This window comes from Dellaglioa sp. CoH-57-MRSF-22, assembly GCF_056781895.1.
In genome coordinates, this window is record NZ_JBXAXT010000001.1 from 352,515 (window position 1) to 376,696 (window position 24,182).

At 33.8% G+C, this 24,182-nt stretch carries 23 protein-coding genes and 1 pseudogene; 21 read left to right on the forward strand and 3 right to left on the reverse strand.

The genetic code is table 11. The features are described 5' to 3' along the window. Positions 1 to 36: 36 nt before the first annotated feature. Together AC1RPR_RS01630 and AC1RPR_RS01635 are read left to right on the forward strand one after the other, a co-directional pair. Positions 37 to 489: a hypothetical protein gene (locus tag AC1RPR_RS01630; RefSeq protein WP_481761103.1), complete on the forward strand. Its 453-nt coding sequence runs from the start codon at positions 37 to 39 to the stop codon at positions 487 to 489. Positions 490 to 522: 33 nt separating this feature from the next. Then, positions 523 to 1,389 carry a TMEM175 family protein gene (locus AC1RPR_RS01635; protein WP_481761104.1) on the forward strand — a complete coding sequence of 289 codons (867 nt, stop codon included), beginning with the start codon at positions 523 to 525 and terminating at the stop codon, positions 1,387 to 1,389. Between the two features lie 102 nt (positions 1,390 to 1,491). Here AC1RPR_RS01635 and AC1RPR_RS01640 read toward each other — a convergent pair whose 3' ends face one another. After that, positions 1,492 to 2,739, reverse strand: a complete 1,248-nt coding sequence (locus AC1RPR_RS01640) for a dicarboxylate/amino acid:cation symporter (RefSeq protein ID WP_481761105.1) — start codon at positions 2,737 to 2,739, stop codon at positions 1,492 to 1,494. 256 nt (positions 2,740 to 2,995) lie between these two features. Here AC1RPR_RS01640 and AC1RPR_RS01645 point away from each other — a divergent pair, with 256 nt between their 5' ends. The 10 genes from AC1RPR_RS01645 (at position 2,996) to AC1RPR_RS01690 (ending at position 14,102) form a co-directional block, all read left to right on the forward strand. Next, positions 2,996 to 3,424 (forward strand): CopY/TcrY family copper transport repressor, encoded by a 429-nt coding sequence (locus AC1RPR_RS01645; protein ID WP_481761106.1) that lies wholly within the window; start codon positions 2,996 to 2,998, stop codon positions 3,422 to 3,424. A gap of 92 nt (positions 3,425 to 3,516) precedes the next feature. Continuing rightward, positions 3,517 to 3,894, forward strand: coding sequence for a MerR family transcriptional regulator (locus tag AC1RPR_RS01650; protein ID WP_481761107.1), 378 nt, complete (start codon positions 3,517 to 3,519; stop codon positions 3,892 to 3,894). Positions 3,895 to 3,964: 70 nt separating this feature from the next. Beyond that, on the forward strand, positions 3,965 to 5,065 hold the full coding sequence (locus AC1RPR_RS01655) for an NADH-dependent flavin oxidoreductase (protein ID WP_481761108.1): 1,101 nt from the start codon (positions 3,965 to 3,967) through the stop codon (positions 5,063 to 5,065). Positions 5,066 to 5,260: 195 nt separating this feature from the next. Continuing rightward, positions 5,261 to 6,373 carry an aminotransferase gene (locus AC1RPR_RS01660; protein ID WP_481761109.1) on the forward strand — a complete coding sequence of 371 codons (1,113 nt, stop codon included), beginning with the start codon at positions 5,261 to 5,263 and terminating at the stop codon, positions 6,371 to 6,373. Between the two features lie 262 nt (positions 6,374 to 6,635). Continuing rightward, positions 6,636 to 8,198, forward strand: a complete 1,563-nt coding sequence (locus tag AC1RPR_RS01665; RefSeq protein WP_481761110.1) for a YfcC family protein — start codon at positions 6,636 to 6,638, stop codon at positions 8,196 to 8,198. Between the two features lie 220 nt (positions 8,199 to 8,418). Continuing rightward, positions 8,419 to 9,654 carry an arginine deiminase gene (gene arcA / locus AC1RPR_RS01670; protein WP_409021880.1) on the forward strand — a complete coding sequence of 412 codons (1,236 nt, stop codon included), beginning with the start codon at positions 8,419 to 8,421 and terminating at the stop codon, positions 9,652 to 9,654. 24 nt (positions 9,655 to 9,678) lie between these two features. Beyond that, positions 9,679 to 10,695, forward strand: coding sequence for an ornithine carbamoyltransferase (argF, locus tag AC1RPR_RS01675; protein ID WP_481761111.1), 1,017 nt, complete (start codon positions 9,679 to 9,681; stop codon positions 10,693 to 10,695). A gap of 153 nt (positions 10,696 to 10,848) precedes the next feature. Next, positions 10,849 to 12,273 (forward strand): arginine-ornithine antiporter, encoded by a 1,425-nt coding sequence (gene arcD / locus AC1RPR_RS01680; RefSeq protein WP_481761112.1) that lies wholly within the window; start codon positions 10,849 to 10,851, stop codon positions 12,271 to 12,273. A 28-nt stretch (positions 12,274 to 12,301) separates the two neighbouring features. After that, on the forward strand, positions 12,302 to 13,246 hold the full coding sequence (gene arcC / locus AC1RPR_RS01685; RefSeq protein ID WP_409021884.1) for a carbamate kinase: 945 nt from the start codon (positions 12,302 to 12,304) through the stop codon (positions 13,244 to 13,246). A gap of 127 nt (positions 13,247 to 13,373) precedes the next feature. Then, a complete protein-coding gene (locus tag AC1RPR_RS01690) occupies positions 13,374 to 14,102 on the forward strand; it encodes a Crp/Fnr family transcriptional regulator (RefSeq protein WP_481761113.1) in 729 nt (242 codons plus the stop codon). Between the two features lie 62 nt (positions 14,103 to 14,164). On the opposite strand, the gene AC1RPR_RS01695 is transcribed toward AC1RPR_RS01690, so the two are convergent. Beyond that, the gene (locus AC1RPR_RS01695) at positions 14,165 to 15,175 is read right to left on the reverse strand and encodes a YeiH family protein (RefSeq protein WP_481761114.1); all 1,011 of its coding nucleotides are present in this window, start codon (positions 15,173 to 15,175) and stop codon (positions 14,165 to 14,167) included. Between the two features lie 84 nt (positions 15,176 to 15,259). Between AC1RPR_RS01695 and AC1RPR_RS01700 the strand changes: the two genes are divergently transcribed. The 6 genes and pseudogenes from AC1RPR_RS01700 to AC1RPR_RS01725 all read left to right on the forward strand — a co-directional run bounded on the left by AC1RPR_RS01700 (position 15,260) and on the right by AC1RPR_RS01725 (position 19,885). Beyond that, on the forward strand, positions 15,260 to 16,099 hold the full coding sequence (locus AC1RPR_RS01700; RefSeq protein WP_481761115.1) for a LysR substrate-binding domain-containing protein: 840 nt from the start codon (positions 15,260 to 15,262) through the stop codon (positions 16,097 to 16,099). Positions 16,100 to 16,204: 105 nt separating this feature from the next. Then, positions 16,205 to 17,167, forward strand: a pseudogene (locus AC1RPR_RS01705) (ring-cleaving dioxygenase). A 2-nt stretch (positions 17,168 to 17,169) separates the two neighbouring features. Then, entirely contained in the window at positions 17,170 to 17,802 is a 633-nt protein-coding gene (locus AC1RPR_RS01710; protein WP_481761116.1) for an alpha/beta hydrolase, read from the forward strand. 6 nt (positions 17,803 to 17,808) lie between these two features. Beyond that, a complete protein-coding gene (locus tag AC1RPR_RS01715; protein ID WP_481761117.1) occupies positions 17,809 to 18,426 on the forward strand; it encodes a flavin reductase family protein in 618 nt (205 codons plus the stop codon). A 151-nt stretch (positions 18,427 to 18,577) separates the two neighbouring features. Next, complete coding sequence (locus AC1RPR_RS01720) at positions 18,578 to 19,657, forward strand: lactate oxidase (RefSeq protein ID WP_481761118.1); 1,080 nt, start codon at positions 18,578 to 18,580, stop codon at positions 19,655 to 19,657. Positions 19,658 to 19,681: 24 nt separating this feature from the next. After that, positions 19,682 to 19,885, forward strand: a complete 204-nt coding sequence (locus tag AC1RPR_RS01725) for a hypothetical protein (protein WP_481761119.1) — start codon at positions 19,682 to 19,684, stop codon at positions 19,883 to 19,885. Between the two features lie 340 nt (positions 19,886 to 20,225). On the opposite strand, the gene AC1RPR_RS01730 is transcribed toward AC1RPR_RS01725, so the two are convergent. After that, a complete protein-coding gene (locus AC1RPR_RS01730) occupies positions 20,226 to 20,702 on the reverse strand; it encodes a nucleoside 2-deoxyribosyltransferase (RefSeq protein WP_481761120.1) in 477 nt (158 codons plus the stop codon). A 332-nt stretch (positions 20,703 to 21,034) separates the two neighbouring features. Between AC1RPR_RS01730 and AC1RPR_RS01735 the strand changes: the two genes are divergently transcribed. The 3 genes from AC1RPR_RS01735 (at position 21,035) to AC1RPR_RS01745 (ending at position 24,142) form a co-directional block, all read left to right on the forward strand. Next, positions 21,035 to 22,063 (forward strand): galactose-1-epimerase, encoded by a 1,029-nt coding sequence (locus AC1RPR_RS01735; RefSeq protein WP_481761121.1) that lies wholly within the window; start codon positions 21,035 to 21,037, stop codon positions 22,061 to 22,063. 132 nt (positions 22,064 to 22,195) lie between these two features. Beyond that, positions 22,196 to 22,825 (forward strand): SDR family oxidoreductase, encoded by a 630-nt coding sequence (locus AC1RPR_RS01740; protein ID WP_481761122.1) that lies wholly within the window; start codon positions 22,196 to 22,198, stop codon positions 22,823 to 22,825. Positions 22,826 to 23,566: 741 nt separating this feature from the next. After that, positions 23,567 to 24,142, forward strand: a complete 576-nt coding sequence (locus AC1RPR_RS01745) for a WxL domain-containing protein (RefSeq protein ID WP_481761123.1) — start codon at positions 23,567 to 23,569, stop codon at positions 24,140 to 24,142. The last annotated feature ends 40 nt before the right edge of the window (positions 24,143 to 24,182 follow it).

The following is a 24,182-nucleotide window of genomic DNA, read 5'->3' on the forward strand; positions in this document are numbered from 1 at the left end:
ATAATTATAAATCTTGGATTAGAGGAATGGTGAATAATGAAAGATGCTAAAATGATGAAAAATGTTAAAAAGATTATTACGTATGCTATTTTTGTGATTGCTACCTATTTTTTATTTTCACAAGTTTTATCAGTGTCAGAAATAGCAACGGATCGTTCCTTTATGGAGATTGCAAAAGCAGAACCAGTCGTATTTATTATTATCTTTTTTATAATTTATAGTTTATTTATGATAATTAGTATTGCTTTTTTCTATTTTTCTCATATTTTATTAAAAATTAAGGGAAAATATGATATTAGTTTACTTATTTTAAATTTTTTCACAGTTTTTTTAACAATATCAACGCTTGTTATTAAATCAGTTGGAGGGGCATTACCAACAGTAGTTATCAAAACTAGTTTATTTTTTATTTTAATATCGATGTCCTTATCAACGACTGCAAAATTATTAGCCTTACGAGAAGAACGACTAAAAAAAAGAAAAAAATAGGTTAAATATAGCAGTATTTTAAAGGAGGTACATATGAAAATTAAAGAGCGGTTGGATACGTTAAGTGATGCGATTATAGCCATTATTATAACCATTATGGTATTAGAGATGCCAATTGAGATAAAAAATGGGGAGATTAACTTTGTTGGTTTGTTTCAAGCCATTGGAATCTTTATTGTTAGTTTCTGTTTTGTTGCTAATATCTGGTATCAACATGCGGTCGCATTTTCGGAAGTAAATGAAGTACCAAATAAAATAATTGTGATGGATTTAATCTTAATGATGCTTTTATCGTTAATGCCAACCTTCACACGACTAATGACAAGTGATACTGTCAGAGAAACGGTTACAATGTATGGTGTTTTATATTTGTTAATTATTTATCTATTCAGGGAAATTGTAAAAGAAATTATTCATCAAAAATATACAGAAAAATCTGATATGAAAAAAGTATATGTAACCATTTATGGCAGACATAACACAGAAACCGGATTATTAATATTAGCTTTAATTCTTATAGGCTGGTTTTTCCCTAAAATAACGTTAGTCTTTTTTATTATCATACCAATTCGTTCATTTATTACTAATAGTGCAGATAACAGTGAATTTACTAATATTAGTCAAATGGAACCTAAAGGTACTGAGGCATTCTTAGAGATGACACCTGAAGATAGAGAAAAATTAAAACCAATTATTACGACACTTAGAAAAGAAATAAAACAACAAGATCCTGATGCGTGGGAGAATTTTACAGAGGATGCTGAAGAGGCACTCGACGTTAGTGAAGGAACGATACTTAGATGGTTTCGTCAATATCGTCAAGCATTTGAGGATTCACAAAATACGCGAAGAAAAAATATAAAGTATGGTAGAGACCAATTAAGTAGAGAAGATGATTAATAGTAAACTGTCCGTCCAATTTTGGAAAGGGCAGTTTTTAATTACAAAAAACCCCTATACTAGACTGATATTTCAGTATCTAATATAGGGGGATTGTTATTATTATTGTGCCATAAAATCTTTTAACCAATTTTTACCTTCAACGAAACGCGTAACAAGCATTGCAGTAGCAGTATTTCCTGTTGAATTTAATAAAGTTGCGGGAATATCAATGATGGTTGTAATAATTAGAATTAATGGAAGAGCAGCCATTGGGAAACCGAAGATTGAACAAATTAAGGTTTCGGCAACCATACCACCACCTGGAATAGCGCCCATCACGACACCAACCAAGAATGAAACACAGATAATCATAATCATATTATTTAAACTCGTGATATCTTTACCAAAAACGGCAAATAAAAATGTTGTTTTTAAGATGCCACCAATAACAGAGCCATCCTTGTGCGTATTTGCACCTAATGGGATGATCGTATTTGCGATATCTTCGCTCACGCCCATTTTTTTAGAATACTCTAGGTTAACAGGGATACATGCAGCTGAAGAACTTGTTGCAATTGCTGTAACAGCAGGAGCTGAGACATTTTTCCAAAAAATCATAAAACCGGCTTTGCCACCTGCGATAAATGCATAGAAACTCATCATCACAAAGAAGTAGAAAGCTGTAATACCTAAGTAAAGAATGAAACTGCGCAAATATCCGGCAGCAATCTGAGGTCCTAAATTACCGATAATATTGGCAAAGAAACAACCTAAACCAATTGGCGCGTAGATCATCACATATTTAACCATCCGCATAACTACTACGTTTCCAGCTGATAAAAATTTTGTAAATACACTAGATTCTTTACCGGTTGCTGAAGCAGCTGTACCCATTAAAATCGAAAAGATAATTAGTTGTAACATATTATCTTTTGATAATAAATGATAAAAGTCATTAACGGTGAATGTATTAACTAATGTTTCTAAACCAGATGATTTTGTTGATGTATCTTTAACAGTACCCATCAAACCTTTAATCGTATCAACGTTGACGCCGTGAATAGGGTTAAAGAGACGAACACCGATATACCCAATAACACCAGCAATGAAAGCCGTTGTTAGGAAGACAATTAATGTTGTAATCATGATTTTACCAAGTCGTTTCATTTCAGACATTTCTGCGATGGCAGATGAAATACTGAAAAAAACAAGTGGAACTAAAATCATGTACATTAGATTTAGAAAAAGATCTCCTAAAGGTTTAAGGACAGCAGCTTGTTCTTTAAAGATTAAGCCGACAATCCCACCTATGATTAGACCCGAGAGTAATAATAAAGATGTTTTGTAGCGATTAAAAAAAGTAGTCATAAAAAATCCCCTTAAATAATTAGTCTAAAGTCATAAACACTAGTATATCAATTGTTTTGTTTAAAAGCTAAGTTAAAAAAAGGAAACGAATAATATGCAAAAACAAATGAGTTTAATCAATATTAAAAAATGAGATAGTATTAGTTAATAATGAGTATTTAACCGATTATACTAATTTGAAAGATAGCTTATTGACGGGTTAAATACATTAGTTTACAATTGTAATCATAAGACCAATGAAAGAAGGGCAATACTAATGAATAATAAAAAAATAATTGAAATTAGCGACGCTGAGTGGGAAGTTATGCGTGTTATCTGGACATTAGGTCAGAGTACTAGTAATGAAATATTTAAGAATTTAAAAGAAAAAAAGAATTGGCAAATGCCAACAATAAAAACATTATTGGGTCGATTAGTAAAAAAGGGTGCATTATCTGCTGATAAAGAGGGCCGAGCATTCATATACAAACCCCTAATAGAAGAACAAACGACGATGGATCATGTTAGTCAGTTATTATTTGAACATATGTGCCAAATGAAAATTGGCTCAACAATTGCCGATTTATTAAGTGAAGTTGAGTTAAGCCAATCAGATATTGTGAAACTACAAAGTGTGATTGATGAAAAAAGTAAAAATGCACCAGAAATGGTTGAATGTAACTGCTTAGCTGAAAAAATGATGTAAATGTTTCATGTGAAACATTATAAAATTTAATCTGATCCTTTATCTTAATTGTCTAATGAGATTAAAAAAGATGAGAATAGGAGTGTTTGATTTTGAATATTAAAAAAGTAAGTGAGAAGTTTGATTTACCGACTGCGACGTTACGATATTATGAGGAAGTAGGACTTATTCCCACTGTATCACGGAATACAAGCGGGTATCGGGACTATGATGAAATCGATTTAGAATGGGTTAATTTTGCAAAACATATGCGTCAAACGGGGATTTCAATCAACATTTTAAAAGAATATGCTGACCTAACGCAACAAGGTGAGGCCACTGAAGAGCAACGTAAACAGATTTTGATTAAACAGCAACGATTATTAGGTGAACAAATCGCGGCGATGCAAGATACTTATAATTTTTTAGATAATAAAATTGAAACGTACGAAAATCATGTAAAACAGATGTTAAAAATGACCGATAAATAAAAAGCTTGCCTTCAAGTCGACTTGAAGGTTTATTATAAACCTATATTAGATATAGGAGGAACATTTTATAATGATTAAGCAAATTAACTTACGAAAAAAATTCAATTTAAATGAACAAATAACCCTACAAAATAAACTTGTGATGGCACCTATGACAACATGGGCAAGTAACGATGATCAAACAGTTTCTGAAGCAGAAATTAGTTATTACGAACAACGTGCAAAACAGGTCGGAATGGTTATCACAGGTTCGAGCCATGTACAAGAAAATGGTGTTGGATTTGATCATGAAATTGGTGTTTATGAAGATCGATTTATACCAGGTTTGACGAAGTTAGCCACAGCTATTAAGGCCGGTGGGGCAAAGGCCATCTTACAATTAAATCATGCTGGAAATAAGGCATTACCAGAATTAATTACAAATCATGACGTTGTTAGTGCGAGTCCAGTACCAGCACCAAAAACACCATTTGCTCCAGCACAGACACCTCGAGAATTGGCAGAAGAAGAGCTAATACAAGTTATAAAGGCTTTCGGAACAGCAACTAAACGTGCAATTCAAGCAGGTTTTGATGGTATTGAAATTCACGGTGCCCATGGATTTCTAATTCAAAATTTTCTTTCACCACACTATAATCATCGGACTGATCAGTGGGGCGGATCATTAGAAAATAGATTACGATTTGCTATGGCAGTAGTTGATGAAGTTCAACGAGTGGCTGATGAAAATACGACTAAAGAATTTATTATCGGTTACCGAATTACACTTGAAGAACGTGAAACAGATGGTCTTAAATTAGAAGATACAGAAGCTTTGATAACGAATTTAGTTGCTAAACAGGTGAGTTATTTGCACCTTTCGTTGGGTGATGCGTTAACTGATGGTCCAAAGGGTGGTGAACCCTATATTCAAAGAGTTTCTCAACTAGTTAATCAACGGGTACCAATCGTGGCAGCCGGCTCATTAAATACTTTTGATAGAGCAACGACAGCATTAAAATCGGGATTAGATTTAGTTGCTGTTGGGTCAGCATTAGTTGCAAATCCTAATTTGCTAAATCAAGAAAAATGGCAATTAACGTTATCGATGAGTGATCCTAGTATCCCTAAGTTAATGTTAAAAAAAATCCAAGCGCTGGGTAGCACATTTGGATTTACCTTAGTAGATTAGATAATTTATTAAAAACTGTAATATCTGTTGTTGATGATAGGAAAACCTATTACTGGCAACAGATTTTTTATGTTATAAAATTAAAAGTTCAGATTTGTCATTTTAATATATTTAAACAGACACTGGCTTAATTTTTAATTTCTGTTATTATTTAGGACGTTAAGACAAATAATATAGATTGGAGAATGATAACTTATGGAAATTGCAGGATTTGGCGTTGAAGAGTGGTTAAATGTCTATGAATCTAAAGCTACGTATGATATTGCACAAAGAACGGTTTCATCGATGACAATGAACGAATTATTAAATATTGGTCAAGAAAATGGTCAGGATTTTTATCGTGATTTAGATGCACAAAAGATGAATTATGGTTGGATTGAGGGGTCCCCAGCTTTTAAAGCAGAGGTTAGCAAACTTTATAAAGCGGTTTCGCCGGAACAAGTTTTACAAACTAATGGTGCAACAGGAGCAAATCAACTGGCACTATACGCGTTGATTGAACCTGGTGATCATGTGATTTCTATGTATCCTAGTTATCAGCAACTCTATGATATTCCTAAATCATTAGGAGCTGAAGTCGATTTTTGGAATATTTCTGAAAAAAATCAATGGATGCCTGATTTGGATGAATTACGAGCAATTATTCGACCAGATACTAAAATGATTTGTTTAAATAATGCGAATAACCCAACGGGAACAGTAATTGAAACTAAACTAATGACTGAAATCGTTAAAATTGCAAAAGAAGTCGGCGCATATGTATTAGTTGATGAGGTCTATTTACCTTTAGATGATACAACGGACGTAAGTTCAATTGTTGATTTATATGACAAAGGTATTGCGACGAATAGTTTATCAAAAACCTATTCAACTCCCGGTATTAGAATCGGTTGGACGGTTGCTAGTCCAGCTGTTACAGATATTTTTAGAAAATACCGTGATTATACGATGATTTGTGCAGGTGTATTTAATGACCAAATGGCTGTTCATATTTTAAAAAATAAAGAATTAGTATTGGATAGAAATCGACAAATTGTGAAACGAAATTTAAAAATTTTAAGTGATTGGGTGGAAAATGAGCCAGCAGTTAGCTTAGTAGTGCCAAAATCTGTCTCGACTTCATTTATAAAATTTGAAACAATTGAAGATGATGAACAATTTTGTCAAAAATTATTAAAAGATTATGGGGTTTTATTAGTACCTGGAAGCCGATTTGGTGTGCCAGGACATGCAAGATTAGGTTACTGTGCTAAAGAATCCGTTTTAGTAGAAGGATTAAAACGCTTGTCACAAGCATTACATGAATAAGTTTAGTGCATCAAAGAGAGATAAAAAGTAGATTTACAAGTTACTTTTTATCTCTCTTTTTGTGGAAAGTAAAATTAGATGATAAATCAAAAAGTGTGAGCTGGTTCACACTTTTAATGTAACCGATTTCACACCAGAAACTGTAGACTGTTGATATACTCCAAGCGAAACGACCGGCAGAGGAGGGTGTCATGATAAAAATACAGTAAAAGGATAACGCCGCTATCTATTTGGTATAAAACAATTAAAGGAGGAAATTATAATGGATTCAACGACAACAATGGAAAAGGTACCTAAAAAGAAATTTAAGTTAAAAATGCCCGGCGCTTTTGTTATTTTATTTATATTAACGATTGTTGCAGTTATGGCAACATGGATTATTCCAGCGGGCTCTTACTCTAAATTATCTTATGATCAGGCAAGTACGGAATTAAAAATTACCGATGCGCATGGGAATGTAAAAAAAGTTCCTGCGACACAAAATCAATTGGATAAACTTCATGTCAAAATTGATATTAAACAATTTACATCAGGTGGTATTACGGCAGCAGTATCAATACCTAATACATATCAGCGATTGAAGCAAAATCCGGCAGGACCAGCTGATATCACAAATAGTATGGTTAACGGGACAATTGAAGCCGTAGATATTATGGTCTTTATTTTAGTCCTGGGTGGTTTAATTGGTGTTGTTAAAGTCAGCGGCGCGTTTGAATCAGGTTTAATTGCGCTAACTAAGAAAACCAAAGGTCATGAATTTTTATCAATTTTCTTTGTTTCAATTTTAATGGTTTTAGGCGGAACTCTTTGCGGGATTGAAGAAGAGGCAGTGGCCTTCTATCCAATATTGGTACCAGTATTTATCGCGATGGGCTATGATTCGATAGTCTGCGTGGGGGCAATTTTCTTATCCAGTTCTATTGGGACCACATTCTCTACGATTAATCCGTTCTCAGTTGTTATTGCGTCAAATGCAGCCGGAATTGATTTTACGCAAGGTATGATTTGGCGGATTGTTGGTTTGATTGTCGGGTCTATTTTCTTAATTATTTATTTAGGACGTTATAGTAAAAAGGTTAAGGATGATCCAACAGCTTCAATTACTTATGAAGATAGTAAAGACTTTAATCGATTATGGTCAGTATCTTCAGGTGAAGGTGGTAATAAATCAGTTTTCACTATTCGTAAGAAAATTATTCTATTATTATTTGTTGTGACATTCCCAATCATGGTTTGGGGCGTTATGGCAAAAGGTTGGTGGTTCCCAACGATGGCATCTTCATTCTTGGTATTTGCTATCGCCATTATGTTCTTAACAGGTACAGGTCGAGATGGTCTAGGTGAAAAGGGTGTCATTGATGCTTTTGTCAGTGGTGCATCTAGTTTAGTTGGGGTGTCATTTATTATTGGACTTGCCAGAGGGATAAATATCGTGTTAAATCAAGGATTGATTTCAGATACCATTCTTCAATATGCGTCATCTTTAGTTGTTGGCGTAAGTGGACCAATTTTCATAATTATCATGATGGTTATTTTCTTCTTCCTTGGATTTATCGTACCTTCTTCATCCGGATTAGCCGTTTTAGCAATGCCAATATTTGCGCCATTAGCTGATTCTGCAGATATTCCAAGATTTATTGTCGTTTCTGCTTATCAATTTGGACAGTATGCAATGCTTTTCTTAGCACCAACAGGGTTAGTTATGGCAACACTTCAAATGTTAAATATCAGATATTCGCACTGGGTAAAATTCGTTTGGCCCGTCGTTGTCTTTGTTCTATTATTTGGTGGTGCACTCTTAGTATTACAAGTCTTAATTTATTAAAGTAAGAATTATCATAAAAATAATGTACTTTTAATGTTTCTCATTTAATAATTTTAAAAACACGGTAGTGGAAGCGTTTTATAAATGTAATATACGATATTGAACCGTAAGAATCCTCATAATGAGAAATAGTTCACATTATAGGTGTAAGCGTTTACTAATATAGGCTAATTATTCCTGTTATGCTATGCATGTAATAAATATATGGGAGGTAATCATTATGACAAGTCCAGTACACGTAACATCAGAAATCGGAACTCTTAAAACAGTTTTGTTAAAGAGACCCGGTAAAGAAGTTGAAAACTTAACACCAGATATCATGGGTCGTCTTTTATTTGACGATATTCCATACTTACCTGAAATTCAAAGAGAACATGATTTTTTCGCAAAAACATTGCAAGACAATGGCGTTGAAACAATTTATCTTGAAACATTGGCTGCAGAAGCTTTAGATGCAGGAAATGTAAAAGAAGAATTCTTGGAAAAAATGTTAGATGAATCAGGTTTAGTTTCTAGCACACTCCATGCTGCATTGAAAGAATATTTACTTTCAATGGAAACACAAGATATGGTTGATAAAATTATGGCTGGCGTTAGAACAAATGAAATCGATTACAAGTCAAATGCTTTAGTTGATTTAAGTTCTTCTGAAGACTATCCATTCTTTATGGATCCAATGCCTAACCTTTACTTTACACGTGACCCAGCAGCATCAATGGGTGATGGTTTAACAATTAACCGTATGACATTCGCTGCACGTCGTCGCGAATCATTATTTATGGAATACATTATGGAATACCATCCACGTTTTGCTAATAAAGGCGTAAACGTATGGCGTAGTCGTAACCATCTCGACCGTATGGAAGGTGGAGACGAATTAATTTTAAACGACCACGTTCTTGCAATTGGTATTTCGCAACGTACTTCAGCTCGTTCAATCGAAGAATTAGCACAAGTATTATTTGCAAAACACAGTGGCTTTGATAAGATTCTAGCAATTAAAATCCCTAATAACCGTGCAATGATGCATTTGGATACAGTGTTCACAATGATTGATTACGATAAATTTACAATTCATCCAGGAATCCAAGATAATGGCGGAAACGTTGATACATTTATCTTAGAACCAGGTAAAGATAACCACATTAACATTTCACATCGTACAGACTTACAAAATGTCTTACGTGAAGTCTTAAAAGTACCAGAACTTATCTTAATTCCAGTTGGTAACGGCGATGCAGTAGTTGCACCTCGTGAACAATGGAATGATGGTTCAAATACATTGGCAATCGCTCCTAATACAGTTGTAACTTATAATCGTAACTACGTTTCAAATGAAGTCCTAAGAAGTTATGGAATTAAAGTTATTGAAGTTATTTCAGCCGAATTATCACGAGGTCGTGGTGGTCCACGTTGTATGAGTATGCCTATCGTTCGTGAAGACTTAAAAAAATAAAATTTAAAAAAGGTGGAAATTAATATGTCAAACACAGTCTTTCAAGGTCGCAGTCTTTTAGCAGAAAAAGATTTTACTCCAGAAGAATTAGAATATTTAATCGATTTCTCAATTCATTTAAAAGATTTGAAAAAACGTGGAATCCCTCATAAATATCTTCAAGGTAAGAATATTGCCTTACTTTTTGAAAAAAATTCAACAAGAACACGTGCTGCTTTCACAACAGCATCAGTTGATTTAGGTGCTCATCCTGAATTTCTTGGAAAAAATGATATTCAATTAGGTAAAAAAGAATCAGTTGAAGATACAGCTAAAGTATTAGGTAGTATGTTCGACGGTATTGAATTCCGTGGATTCAGCCAAGATGTTGTTGAAGGATTAGCTAAATTCTCAGGCGTTCCTGTATGGAATGGTTTAACTGATGAATGGCATCCAACACAAATGATTGCTGATTTTATGACTGTTAAAGAAAACTTTGGCAAATTAAAAGGCATCACATTAACATACGTTGGGGATGGCCGTAACAATATGGCTAACAGCCTTTTGGTAACTGGATCAATGTTAGGTGTAAATATTCATATCGTTGCACCTGACTCATTACAACCAACTGAAGAAGTTCAAAAATTTGCTGCTGAATTTGCTAAAAAATCAGGAAGCAAGAACATGATTACTTCAGACGTTGATAAAGGGGTTAAAGGTTCAGATATTCTTTACACAGATGTTTGGGTATCAATGGGTGAAGAAGATAAATTCGAAGAACGTATTAACACATTGAAACCATACCAATTAAACATGGACATGGTTAAAAAGACTGGTAATGAAAATATGATCATCATGCATTGTTTACCAGCATTCCATGGCATTGAAACTGAATATGGTAAAGAAATGTTCGAAAAATATGGTGTTAAAGAAATGGAAATTACTGACGAAGCATTCCGTAGTAAATATGCGCGTCAATTTGAAGAAGCAGAAAACAGAATGCATTCAATCAAAGCAATTATGGCTGCAACTGCAGGAAACTTATTCATTCCACGCGTTTAATAACATTATGATAGTTTGTTTTTAACGGTGAAAGTAACTTAACAGGGAAGTGTCTCTGCAAAAAAATAGGCTGTCATTAGGGGGACTAATCTGGAGCAAGACTTTAGATTAGGTCCCTTTTTATTTTTAATAAAGAAAGTAGGCAGTTAAATTATGGACGAAAAACATACAGTTAAAAAAATTAGTTTAATGGCGCTAGTCGCGTTAGTTATTAGTTCTTCTATTGGTGGTGGGGTCTTCGGACTAACCTCTGATTTAGCCAATGCATCTTCACCCGGTCCTGCTCTAATTGGTTGGGTAATTGTCGGAATTGGTATTTTGATGTTATCTCTTTCATTGAATAACTTATTAAATAAAGAACCAGATTTAGAAGGTATTTTTACTTATGCAGAAAAAGGATTTGGACCATTCGCTGGATTCATCAGTGGTTGGGGTTACTGGTTATCTGCTTGGTTAGGAAACGTTGCATTCGCTACAATCTTGATGAGTGCGGTTGGTTACTTTTTCCCTATCTTTAAATCAGGACAAAATCTACCTTCAATTTTAATTGCAAGTATCCTTTGCTGGGGATTAACATACTTTGTTAATCGCGGTATTGAAGGTGCAGCAGCAATCAATGCGATTGTTACGGTCTGCAAATTAATTCCAATTTTTGTATTTATTGTTGTTGCTATATTCTTATTCAAGATCGATATTTTTACAGCTAACTTCTGGGGCACAATGAGTCATAACTTCGTTGTTGGCGATGTCGCTTCACAAATTAAAAAATGTATGATGGTTATGATGTGGGTCTTTGTAGGTATCGAAGGGGCATCAATGTTGTCTTCTCGTGCAGAAAAGAAATCTGATGCAGGTAAGGCTACAATCATTGGCTTAATTAGTTTATTAGTCGTTTACGTTTTAGCTTCAATGTTACCATACGGTATTTTGACACAAGCACAATTAGCTTCAATTCATCAACCAGCAATGTTATATATTGCTGTTGAAATGGTTGGACCAGTTGGTGGTTACGTTATCGGTATTGGCTTAATTGTTTCAATTTTGGGTGCATGGTTATCATGGACAATGCTTCCAGCAGAAACAATGTTATTAATGGCCAAAAGTAAATTATTACCCGGTTACTTTGGTAAAGTTAATGATAAAAAAGCACCAACTTTTGCTTTAATCGTAACAGGCGGATTAGTACAATTATTCCTTTTCACGCTTTTATTCACAGATAAGGCTTATAATTTTGCTTATTCACTATGTACAGCTTCAATTATTGTTTGTTATATCTTAGTTGCGATGTATCAAGTTAAATACTCAATTCAACATATTGATGAAAAAGGCAATAAAGCACAATTAGTATATGGTTTAATTGCGCTATTATTCCAAGTTGCCGGGATTATTATGGCCGGTATCAGTTATTTATTACTCTGTTTAATCGCTTACATTCCAGGGATTTACTTCTATGGGAAAGCAAGAGTAGCACAAGGTGAAAAATTCTTATCAAAAGGCGAAATAGGTATAACCCTGGTTATAATTATTGGTGCTTGCATTGGTATTTGGTTAATTGCTTCAGGAAAAATGGTTGTTTAATAAATAAAAAAATGAGGAGTCGATTAATATGTCAAGAAAAATTGTTATTGCTTTAGGTGGAAATGCTATTTTATCAAAGGATGCTAGTGCTGAGGCACAACAAAAAGCATTGCGAGAAACAGCTGAATATCTTGTTAAATTTGTTGAAAAAGGGGATAAATTAATTATCTCTCATGGTAATGGTCCACAAGTTGGGAACTTATTACTTCAACAAGCAGCTGCAGTTTCTGAAAAGAACCCAGCCTTACCATTAGATACTTGTGTTGCAATGACACAAGGAAGTATTGGTTATTGGATGCAAAATGCATTGGATAATGCATTGGTTGAAAAAGGAATCAATAAAGAAGTTGCAACTATTGTGACACAAGTTATCGTTGATCAAAATGATGCTGCATTTAGTAACCCAACTAAACCAGTTGGTCCATTCTATTCAGAAACAGCTGCTAAAGCAGAAATGGCTGCACATGAAGAGATGACATTTGTTGAAGATGCTGGTCGTGGATGGCGTCGTGTTGTTCCTTCACCACGTCCAACTGGGATTAAAGAATACAAAACAATCGATCAATTAACAGAAAATGGTGTTATTTCAATTTCTGTTGGTGGCGGTGGTGTTCCTGTTGTTGAAGAAAACGGTAAATTACATGGCGTAGAAGCTGTTATTGATAAAGATTTCGCTTCAGAAAAATTAGCTGAATTGGTAGATGCTGATTTACTTATTATTTTGACGAGTGTTGATAATGTTTATGTTAACTTCAATAAACCTAATCAAGAAAAATTAGAACAGGTAACTGTTTCTGAATTAAAAGAATATATCAAAGAAGATCAATTCGCTAAAGGTAGTATGTTACCTAAGATTGAAGCTGCGATTGAATTCGTTGAAGCAAGTAAAAAGGGTCGCGCAATTGTGACATCTTTAGAAAACATCAGTCAATTATTAGATAATGATGCTGGGACAGTTATCGTAAAAGGTTAATAAAAAGCGATAGTTAAGCTGAACTAGCTAACAAAGTTGTAAGGTAAATTGTGGCCAAGGAATATCCATGTTAAAATGATAAAGGAGAGAGTTTAGGGAGTTAGTAATTAGTGGAGGGGATCAAACAATGCAAAAAATTAAAGCAGTACCCCAATATATGCAGTATTTAAGAAAATTATCAGATTTTGAAGCACTTACTGATGAAGAAGCCAATTTACTAATGAACAACATGAGTATCAAATCGTTCCAAAAAGGTCAGGTTCTTTTTGACGAAAATGATCAACGTACACGTTTTTATTTTTTAATAGAAGGCGTAATACGGGTTGAACGATTTGATATTGATGGCGACTTTGGATTTTATTCATATATCAAAAATGACTTAGGATTTCCGTATCGAGGCTTACTAAGTGATAAAAATTACCCTTATTTAGCGAGAGCCATGACGGATATACAAATCGTCTATTTCCCAATGGCCTTAGTTGAACGGATATTGAAGCAAAATATTCTGATGGCTACTCGATCAATAAGGGAGATGTCAACAATTCTAAGCGCTACAGAGAATCAAGTGCAAAGAATGGTAACGTCTAGTGCTCATGATCGAATTGTACAAGCTATCAATATTTTAGCAGAACAATTAGGTGCTGATTTCACAGAAAAGCATGTCGTTATTCCTTATCGTGTCACGATTAAAGAGCTAGCGTTAGTTAGCGGGACTACTCGTGAAACAGCCGGACATGTGATTAAGTGCTTGGCTAAAAATAAGGAAATCATTTTTGAACGGCAGCAATTAACATTGTTGGAAGGTTGGTTTGCTGATCAGAGTTTTGACCGGCAAGAACGCATCTTTAAATTATAATCTGAATAAAAAAATGATCATATGACTTTGGCATATTATGGCCAGGTCATATGATTATTTTTTTAAAATAAAATTGTAATTAAACCGATTGCTAATACTACTTGAACAAGCATAATACCACCAGCATAAAGTAATAAACGCTTGCCTTGACTAAATAGTGATTTTAAATTTAACCGAAGGCCAATAGCAGCTAAGGCGATTATTTCACACCATGTACTTAGAAAATGTGCAGTTTCACCAATTCGTGAAGGTAAAAAATGTAAACTATTAAGGACACAAAGTGTTAAAAATCCAATAACATACCAAGGAACTAAAGTTGATTTTTTTGTTGTTACTTGTGACGCTTTTTGGGTAGGTTGATTCTTGCTGTGTAAATAGCTAAAAATAGTAATAACAAATACTAAACAAATAATTCTTAATATTTTGAACAATGTAGCAGTTACGATGACATCCTGATTTAGCATAGTTGCACTTGCAACTACTTGCCCAACAGATTGCACAGTTCCACCAATTAAGACACCTCTGAAAACATTGTTACCACCCCAGAGGAGGGTTCCAATAATAGGTAATGTTAACATTAAAATGGTTCCCATTAGATTAACTAACGTAATTGAAATTCCAGTTTCTTCATTATCAGCATCAATAACTGGGGCAATTGCACCAATGGCTGATGAACCACAGACAGCATTTCCACCGGCCATTAATAAGTAAGTACCTTCACCAAAGGCTAATTTTTTACCTAGCCAAATTGCAAAAATAATTGTGATACTCATTTGAAGAAAAGTAAAAAGTAAGCCATTTAAACCAATTTCTTTAATACTTTGAAATGTGATAGTCGCACCTAACAAAAGAACTGAGTATTCTAATAAACGTTTCTCAGAAAATTTAGTTCCGGCCGTTAGTGTGGGTTGATGTAGAACAGTATTACCTAAAATGATTCCAATGAATAAAGCAATAGTTGCACCACCTAACATGGGCAACCAAAGTTTAGCAATAAAATAGCTGGCAAGCCCAATTAGTAAGGCAACGATAAATCCTGGTAGTAAGTTAGTTATTTTTTTCAATATGATCATCCTCTCTAAACAATACTTTAACTATAGCTGATTTCTTTTAATTAATAAAATAAATCTTTATAATAAGTACTATTAATAAAACGAATGGAAGTGGTTAATATTTTTAAAAATTTAGAAATTTTTAAATCAGTTTATGAAACAAGGAACTTTACTACTAGTGCGCAACTACTATTTTTATCACAACCAACGATTTCAGTTCAAATTAAGCAATTGGAAGAAACATTAGGTGTTATGTTATTTGAAAGAAATGGCCGACAACAAATTGTACCTACCGAGAGTGGAACGCTACTTTACCAGCAAACACAGCAATTACTAGATTTATGGCAGCAAGATTTATTTGCCTTAAAACATCAAAAAACTGATCAGAAAATTGCCTGTAAAATAGCTGCCTCACACACCACTGCAGCATACTTACTACCTGACCTGTTACGCAAAAATAAGGAATCTCTAAAACGATTAGAATTAGAAGTTAGCGTTCTTAATTCATCACAAATTATGGAACAATTAAAGCAACATAAGTTAGATTTTGGATTTATTGAAAAACCGTTGACTGAGAAGAATATTAAACGTTACTCGTTGACGACTGATCAATTAGTTTGGGCTGGTAATGAGGATGAGCCGTGGTTACTTAGAGAACATGGATCAGGTGTTTATCATTATTCAATTAACTACTTAAAAGCAAATAATTTAACGTTAGAGCACTTCATGACGATTAAAAGTAATTCATTAATTATTCAATTGCTCAGACAAGGTATAGGGCAATCAATTGTTTCACAGACTGCACTGACTGATTACCCAGAGATACCAGTCAAAGTACTATCAAAACAGTATCAGCGTGAATTCTACCTTGTTGGAAGAAACGAACTACCAAAGCCAATTCAAGAATTTGTAACTTGTTTAATAAATGAATCTTCTAAAGTATAGATTAAGGTTATCAGACTTAAGTATAAAATAATTAGGTTAAATAAATTGCTTACTTTTAGTAAGTGTGATAATTTAAGTTTATTAAATAAATTGGGGGTATCAATCATGAACACTAAATTATTAGGATTACATCATATTACAGCTATTACTTCAAGTTCACCAAAAATGTTTCATTTTATGACAGAAATATTAGGATTACATTTAATTAAAAAAACAGTAAATCAAGATGATGTTAGAACCTATCATCTATACTTTACGGATGATATGGGATCGGCAGGAACCGATATTACCTTTTTTGATTTTCCGGGTTTATTTCAAGGCACAAAAGGAAAAAATGGTATTTCGAGAATTGGATTTAGAGTTCCTAGCGATGATGCCCTAGATTTTTGGGCAGAACGATTTGACGATTATGATATTAAACATGATGAAATTGAAATGAATTTTGGCAGTAAAACAATGAATTTTTATGATTTTGATCATGAGCAATATCAATTAATTTCTGACGAACGTAATCATGGTGTGGAAGCTGGGACACCTTAATTATATAGTCCGGTTCCCAAGATGTTCGCAATTAATGGGTTAGGAACAACAATTATTACAGTGGATTATCCAGAACGTATGGATATTGTGTTAAGACAATTATTGGGATTTGATAAAATTGCCACAGAAAATCAACGTACATTATATGAATTGAACGATGGTGGACATGGCGCACAAATTATTATCGAAGAAGACCAAGATTTACCGAATGAGATTCAAGCATATGGAACAGTTCATCATATTGCTTTCAGGACAGAAGATGAAGAGTCATTAAACTATTGGATTGAACAAATACAAAGAGTTGGTATTCGTGATTCAGGTTTTGTTGACCGATTCTATTTTAAATCAGAGTATTTCCGTCCTGGTGAAGGTGTATTATTTGAAATTGCAACGGATGGTCCTGGATTCTTGCAAGATGAAACATATGAAGAAGCTGGTATTCACCTAGAGTTACCACCATTTTTAGAAGACCAACGTGCAGATATTGAAGCTCACTTAGTTAATTTCAATTCAGACAAGAAGTTATAGATATGGCAGAAGCAATTACATCTTATAAAGCTGGTAGGGTTGGCAATGCGACAATCTTAATGTTGCATGGAACTGGTGGAACGGAATCAGATTTACTATCAATTGCAGATTTTTTGGCTCCAGATAGTCCTAAAATTGGCATTCGTGGACGGTTAATAGAGAATGGTTTAACACGCTATTTTGCACATTTACCGGATGGTGATTTCGATTTAAATAGTTTATCTGTAGAGACAAATTGGTTAATGACTGTAATTAATGAGTTAGCTGTGAAGTACGCTTTTGATCCAGAAAAATTAATTGTCCTAGGTTATTCTAATGGGGCTAACGTTGCCTTCCATTCATTATTAACGGAACAGGCACTATTTAAAACAGCTGTTTTACTACATCCTATGGTGTTATCGGAAAATATTAAAGCGACTGTCGACTTAAGTGATATTAAAATTTGGGGTTCATATGGATTTTTAGATCCAATTGTTTCAAAATCAAATTTTGATGAACTAAAGAAGTTTTGTCGAGAATTTAATATTGAATTTACCAGTTTTGAGGCTGAACAATCACATCAAATTTCAGAATTAGAATTACGGAATGCTAAACAATGGTTAGATAAGACCAATAGATTAAAAATTGAGGAATAATATAAGATGATTTCATTTAATAGTAACGAATTATCGGCTAAAAATCAGTACAAATTAATGTCTGGTACATTAATTCCGAGACCCATAGCATGGGTTACTACTGTAAATGAGACGGGACTAATTAATTTAGCTCCGTTTAGTTTTTTTAGTGTTGTATCGGATACGTTGCCATTAATGTCGATATCAATTAATCGACGTAGAAATGGTGAAATGAAACACACCGCGGCTAATTTAGTTAGTTCGAAACAGGCTGTGGTCCAATTACCAACACGTGAATTAATGGAATTTGTTAATCAGAGCGCTGCTAGTTTTGGACTAGACGAGAGTGAAGTTTCCGAATTGAAATTAACAACGGTTCCTAGTAATAAGGTATTGGTGCCAGGGATTGATGGTGTTAAAGCGAGGTTTGAAGTTATATTGAACCAGTATGTTCCTATTATGGATGATGGTAAGATTATTACGGATTTATTTATTCTTGAAGTGGTTTGTTTTCACATAGAAGATGATGTTTTGGATAAAGAAAAAATGTATATTAATGCTAAAAAATTAGATCCAGTGGCGAGGCTGGCTGGACCAGAATACGCTAACTTAGGAGAGCAATATAAATTAATTCGACCAAAATAGTTAATATCAAATTAGTAATTCTTTGATTAGCCATTGTTGTATGGATTGAATAATTATATAGCCGTTATTGACATATAGTAAGTGTTATTGATGACAGTATTTATTATTAAGGGCTACACTACAAGTATAAATAGTATAGGGGGATACAATTATGGGATATCAAGCAAGTCAAGAAGAACATTCGATTGAAATCACCAATGTTCAATCATTAGAAAAATTAGTGGAAGCACGTATGGAAAAGGGTGCATTTGGGTATATTGCTGGTGGAGCTGAGGATGAATGGACGTTACGCGAAAATACAAGTGCATTTAATCATAAGCAAATTTCACCTCGAGTTTTACAAAATATCGAAAATCCGGATTTATCAACAACATTTATGGGTATTGATTTACAAATGCCAATGATAGCAGCTCCAGTTGCGGCACAGGGGCTAGCCCATGAACAAGGTGAAATTGATACTGCTAAGGGGATGGCCGCAGTTGGTTCAATTATGTCGCTTAGTACGTATTCAAATAAAACGATTTCAGAAACATATAATGGAGGAACTGGTGGACCTCAATTTTTCCAATTGTATATGAGTAAAGATGATAAATTTAATCATTTTTTATTAGATCAAGCCAAAGAAGTGGGGATGAAGGCTATCATATTAACAGCTGATTCAACACTAGGTGGTAATCGTGAAGCTGATAGTATTAATAAATTTATCTTCCCTCAACCAATGGCTAATTTAGCTGAATATGGTGAAGGTGAAGGACAAGGAATCGCAGCTATTTATGCTAATGCTAAACAAACATTGAGTTTAGCAGATATTAAGAGTATTTCTGATTATACTGACTTACCCGTTTTCGTTAAAGGTATTCAATCACCATTGGATGTTGATGCTATTATTGAAGCTGGAGCTAAAGGTATTTGGGTTTCAAATCATGGCGGTCGGCAACTAGATGGCGGACCTGCATCGTTTGATGTTCTTGAGTTAATTGCTAAGAAGGTCAATAAACGAGTGCCAATTGTCTTTGATAGTGGCGTTCGTCGTGGTTCACATATATTTAAAGCGCTTGCTAGTGGGGCGGATGTCGTTGCCATTGGCCGTCCAATGGTTTATGGGCTTCATTTGGGTGGTGCGAAAGGCGTTCAATCAGTCTTTGAACATTTAGCTAAGGAATTAACAATTGATATGCAATTAGCTGGAACAAAAACGGTTGATGATATAAAAAAAACGGAACTTATTTAAAGAAAACAATAAGGGGATACAATTATGCTAGTTATTAATTACATTCATGGAGAAGAATTACAAGCAACTTACAAAACAGCTGCTGCTTTTGTTGCGATGATGGAATTAGAAGTACCCGAATTTGAAGATTATTATGAAATTACTAAAGTGACAGAAGCTGGTAAAGAAATCGAATTATCGGATAAAACAATGGGCGGTTTATTTAACTTATTATTAGCACGAGGATAATTTTTATTGATGAAAACGGTTCATTGTTAACTATTGTTAAATAGTAACAATGATGTTAGGCATTTAAATAGTATTTAAGATACTAAAGTATGACCCAATTATATTTCTATTGGGTCATACTTTTTAATTTATAAGAAATACGTTTGTTATTGAACTAGCAAACATAATAAGTCGTTAGTTAATAAGTTCTTTCATATTATTAACTGTTTGGTGCTTCAATTTGTGAGAGAAAAAAATACAGTACTAGAAATATAAAAATAATATCTGTTACTGTATTTAAATCCGATTTAAAAGATTTATAGCATAGAGTATTTTTGTTTCACGTGAAACATTGGATCAATTAAAAAATTGATAAATCAACATACTTATTTTGTAAAACCTTAAAATCGTAGGTTGCTAAATTTTGGATATCTTCTAAACCATCAAACATTGCTGTATAACTTCCAGCAAGCATTAGATTTAAGGGAATACCTTTATTTTGGCGAACTAAAATAACAGGTTTGCGATTGGCATGAGCATAACCACATTCCCAAACAGTACCTGAGTCAGCTTCATCATTGTTTTCTTCCAATTGATAATCAAGAACTGCAACAACGATATCTGCTTGATCAATTTGGCGAATATCATTTTGGAAGGTAGCTGTTTGCCATTCAAATGTGCCGAAGTCCGCATCTGGATATTGAACGTTTCCTGGAAGATGAATTGCATCTGCGTTAATTGTTGGATTTTTACTTAGGAGATCGGCTACCAAATCTAATCGTTCTTTTTGTTCTGGAGTGAAAAAGGGTCCTGCAAGATAAACGCGTTTTTTTGTCATTGTAAACTCCTTTTATATTAATAATGTAAGTATACTAATAATTAAAAAATAAATCAATTAATAATTCGGCTATTAATCTTTTAATGATAAATAAACATAATATTCCATAAACATGATAACAAAAAACGAACTATACATTTGTATTTATTATAGTTATTCGCTTATAATGACGTTACATTTTAGAGAAATAACAGAAATAAAGGTTGGTTATGTCATTTTCAGTAAAATAAAGGTAATTATTCAATAAAAAAGTAAACGCTTTCTTGAATATCTAATTAAAATGGACTAGTATTAATAAGAATGGACAAATACAGTAAGCGGAGGAGATAAATATGCAAGTTAAAACAAAGGATTTTGGAAATGACTATGATTTAATAACGATTATAAATGATAATGGGTTTGAATTATCACTCACAGATTTAGGGGCTAGAATTGTTAGCCTCAAGGTACCCACAAGTACTGGAAAACGAGAAATTGTTCTTGGATTTGATTCAGCAAATGAATACTTAGAAAAAGATAGTTTTATTGGCGCTTCAATTGGTCGTGTTGCTGGACGTATTAAAGATGGTAAATTCAACATTAATGATCAAAGCTACCAAGTGCAAATTAACGAAGGTACAAATACATTGCATGGTGGTACGCCAGGATTTGATACTAAAAAGTGGACGTATAAAATAAGTGAAAACGAAAATGAAATAGCTGTTATTTTTCATTTAGATAGCCCAGAAGGCGAACATGGTTTCCCTGGAAACATGGCAATTGATGTAAAATATCTATTAAATAATGATAACATTTGGCATCTTGAAACGACTGCTAAAACGGATAAAGATACACTATATAATCCAACAAATCATGTTTACTTTAATGTTATGGGTGACGTCACAGAAACAATAGATGACAATTTATTACAAGTAGATAGCGATAAGTTTGCACCATTAGAACCCGATTCAATTCCAACAGGTAAAAAGATGTCTGTTGATGGAACGCCTTACGATTTCCGTCAAGCTAAGACATTACATGACGTTTTCACAAGTGATTTTGCTCAAAAAAATCAAGTTAATGGTATCGATCATCCCTTTTTCTTGAATAATCCTGCAGTTGGTAAAGAATCAGCAAAATTAGTTAGTCCAGATAAAGAAGTTTCTGTCTCAGTTTCAACTGATGCAACAAGTTTAGTTATCTTCACGGCTAACTTTGGTGAAGTAACGCCAATTATGCATGGTAAAAAATTAGCTAATCATGCAGCAATTACATTTGAAACACAATCAGCACCTGGATCTGAACAATTCCCTGAATTTGGTGATATTGTTTTACGTGTAGGCGATACGTACAAAACAGTTACAGAATTTAAATTAAATTAATTAGTAATCAACTGAGACAGTCATGGTAAAAATAGTGACTGTCTTTTTGTCGTTAACTTACGAGTGTAAGTCATACCATTTTAGTCGAGAAAGATGTAGACTTTAGTCAGGATAAAACGAAGGAGTGTATAAATGATGACAGAAATAAAAAGAGTATTAGTTGTTGGATCGAATGGTCGAATTGGCCAAAAAGTAACAAGTAAATTAGCTGATAAAGGTTACCAAGTCTTGGCGGGTTCAAGACATACAGATAATTTAGATAAAGGTAATATTACTTATGTCTATGTTGATTTGTTAGAAGGTATAGATAAATTAGTCAAGAATATGCAGGCTGTTGATGCCATATTATTTGTTGCTGGTTCTGGCGGCAAAGACTTAATGAAGATTGATCTAGATGGGGCAGTTAAAACGATGGAAGCAGCTGAAATAGCTCATGTTAAGCGTTTTGTAATGTTGAGTTCCGTTTACTCTTTGGATAGAGAAAAAATTGAAGTTTCATCATTAAGAGATTATATGACTGCTAAGTTTTATGCTGATAATTGGCTAATGAAGAATACGCAATTAGAATATACAATTCTTCAGCCAGGCACCTTAGTAGATGAGCCAGGTACTGGTAAAGTAACATTAAATGATGGTCAAGCGGGCTCTAACTCACTTGAAAACGTGGCAGACGTCTTAGTTTCAGTTATCGCACATGATAATACAATCGGAAAAGTAATTACGATGCATGATGGGGATACAGATATCAAAGATGTCCTGTAAATAATTAGAAATTTCGACACAAAAAAAGAGGTTTACTCAGTTAGTTACTTAACGGAGTAAACCTTTTTTATTTAGAATTATTTAGTTGACTCATTTACGATACCGCTATCTTTAGTTGGTGAAATAGCCCAGAGTGAATCGTAATTATATTTCCCTGTCGTATCAAAAATTGAAGTTGTAAAATCTAAAGTTAGTTTTGCATAATAATAAGATTTGTTAATTACAGAACTTGTTGTACCATCACTAAGACTTGATGAGGGTAAATCGAAAATCGTCTTATTAGAAGAGCTGAAATCAATTTCATTAGAAGTTGTTGGCTTTTCTTAAAAAGTAAGCGTACCGCCATTTGAGCTTGTTTGAACTAGGATAATCGAATCTTTTTAATAAGCGGACTTAAAGTATAATTGATAGTAACACTTAAATTCTAGTTAACTTAAAAAAAGGTTATTAATGACTAAAGGCTCTACCTTTAATGGTTATAAAGTGGGGGTAGGTAGGAATCATTCTATTTAAAAATTGATTGTACACTTTCAGTAAATGGTTTGAAAAAATTAAACCTAAAAAAATACTTGTAAATAACATGTAAACGCTATATTAATTGGCGTATATGGACTTAATCATAGAGTTTCTTCTGATAATATTACAGTTGAATCTTATGTAAATTATATGGTACTATTAGGTAAAGGTCAACGTCCCCTTTTCAAGCATTGGCTTAATCAATAAATGGGAGGAATTTATATTATGAAAAAGAATTTATTTTTAATTGCAGCATTAGTACTTGGTTCAACAGCAGTTGTTGGCTCAAGTGTTTCAGCGGATTCAACAGATGGTAAAGGTACAGCTAGTTTAAACATTGAAGCAGGTACTTTTACTCAAACGGGTGCACCATCGTTCAGTTTCACAACAAAACTAAATGAAGCATTAGTTACGACTGGTACAGATATTACATCAACTGGCGCAAAAGATGCTTCTCAAGCTTTAGATGTAGCCGATTACGTAGGTACAGATAGTGGTTGGAATGTTACTGCACAATTAGGTGTGATGGCTGATGCTGAAGTTAAGGTTAGCTCATTAGATCTTGCATCTGCTACAGTTAAAACAGACTCAGATGCTACAGCATCTGCTGCTACTTTAACACCAGCTGGTGCTGCAGCTCCTGTCGCGACAGCTACAACAGGCGCTGGTGCTACAACATTGTCATATGCTGACAATAGTGCAACATTAAAACTTGGTAAAAATACTAAAATTGCAACAACTTCAGCTGATTTAACATGGACTGCAACTCAAGGAAATGCTAGTGCAGCAGCTTTTAACTAAGCTAATTAAAACGTAACAGAAAAAAGACCGCCTAAGGCAG

Bases quoted from the DNA above. Each gene is read 5' to 3' on its own strand.
- AC1RPR_RS01635 (WP_481761104.1), top strand. From the start codon at position 523: ATGAAAATTAAAGAGCGGTTGGATACGTTAAGTGATGCGATTATAGCC.
- AC1RPR_RS01640 (WP_481761105.1), bottom strand. From the start codon at position 2,739: ATGACTACTTTTTTTAATCGCTACAAAACATCTTTATTATTACTCTCG.
- AC1RPR_RS01630 (WP_481761103.1), top strand. From the start codon at position 37: ATGAAAGATGCTAAAATGATGAAAAATGTTAAAAAGATTATTACGTAT.
- AC1RPR_RS01725 (WP_481761119.1), top strand. From the start codon at position 19,682: ATGCTAGTTATTAATTACATTCATGGAGAAGAATTACAAGCAACTTAC.
- AC1RPR_RS01695 (WP_481761114.1), bottom strand. From the start codon at position 15,175: ATGATCATATTGAAAAAAATAACTAACTTACTACCAGGATTTATCGTT.
- AC1RPR_RS01740 (WP_481761122.1), top strand. From the start codon at position 22,196: ATGATGACAGAAATAAAAAGAGTATTAGTTGTTGGATCGAATGGTCGA.
- AC1RPR_RS01660 (WP_481761109.1), top strand. From the start codon at position 5,261: ATGGAAATTGCAGGATTTGGCGTTGAAGAGTGGTTAAATGTCTATGAA.
- AC1RPR_RS01720 (WP_481761118.1), top strand. From the start codon at position 18,578: ATGGGATATCAAGCAAGTCAAGAAGAACATTCGATTGAAATCACCAAT.
- AC1RPR_RS01735 (WP_481761121.1), top strand. From the start codon at position 21,035: ATGCAAGTTAAAACAAAGGATTTTGGAAATGACTATGATTTAATAACG.
- AC1RPR_RS01655 (WP_481761108.1), top strand. From the start codon at position 3,965: ATGATTAAGCAAATTAACTTACGAAAAAAATTCAATTTAAATGAACAA.
- AC1RPR_RS01690 (WP_481761113.1), top strand. From the start codon at position 13,374: ATGCAAAAAATTAAAGCAGTACCCCAATATATGCAGTATTTAAGAAAA.
- AC1RPR_RS01645 (WP_481761106.1), top strand. From the start codon at position 2,996: ATGAATAATAAAAAAATAATTGAAATTAGCGACGCTGAGTGGGAAGTT.
- AC1RPR_RS01745 (WP_481761123.1), top strand. From the start codon at position 23,567: ATGAAAAAGAATTTATTTTTAATTGCAGCATTAGTACTTGGTTCAACA.
- AC1RPR_RS01710 (WP_481761116.1), top strand. From the start codon at position 17,170: ATGGCAGAAGCAATTACATCTTATAAAGCTGGTAGGGTTGGCAATGCG.
- arcD (WP_481761112.1), top strand. From the start codon at position 10,849: ATGGACGAAAAACATACAGTTAAAAAAATTAGTTTAATGGCGCTAGTC.
- AC1RPR_RS01665 (WP_481761110.1), top strand. From the start codon at position 6,636: ATGGATTCAACGACAACAATGGAAAAGGTACCTAAAAAGAAATTTAAG.
- arcA (WP_409021880.1), top strand. From the start codon at position 8,419: ATGACAAGTCCAGTACACGTAACATCAGAAATCGGAACTCTTAAAACA.
- arcC (WP_409021884.1), top strand. From the start codon at position 12,302: ATGTCAAGAAAAATTGTTATTGCTTTAGGTGGAAATGCTATTTTATCA.
- argF (WP_481761111.1), top strand. From the start codon at position 9,679: ATGTCAAACACAGTCTTTCAAGGTCGCAGTCTTTTAGCAGAAAAAGAT.
- AC1RPR_RS01715 (WP_481761117.1), top strand. From the start codon at position 17,809: ATGATTTCATTTAATAGTAACGAATTATCGGCTAAAAATCAGTACAAA.
- AC1RPR_RS01730 (WP_481761120.1), bottom strand. From the start codon at position 20,702: ATGACAAAAAAACGCGTTTATCTTGCAGGACCCTTTTTCACTCCAGAA.
- AC1RPR_RS01700 (WP_481761115.1), top strand. From the start codon at position 15,260: ATGGAAGTGGTTAATATTTTTAAAAATTTAGAAATTTTTAAATCAGTT.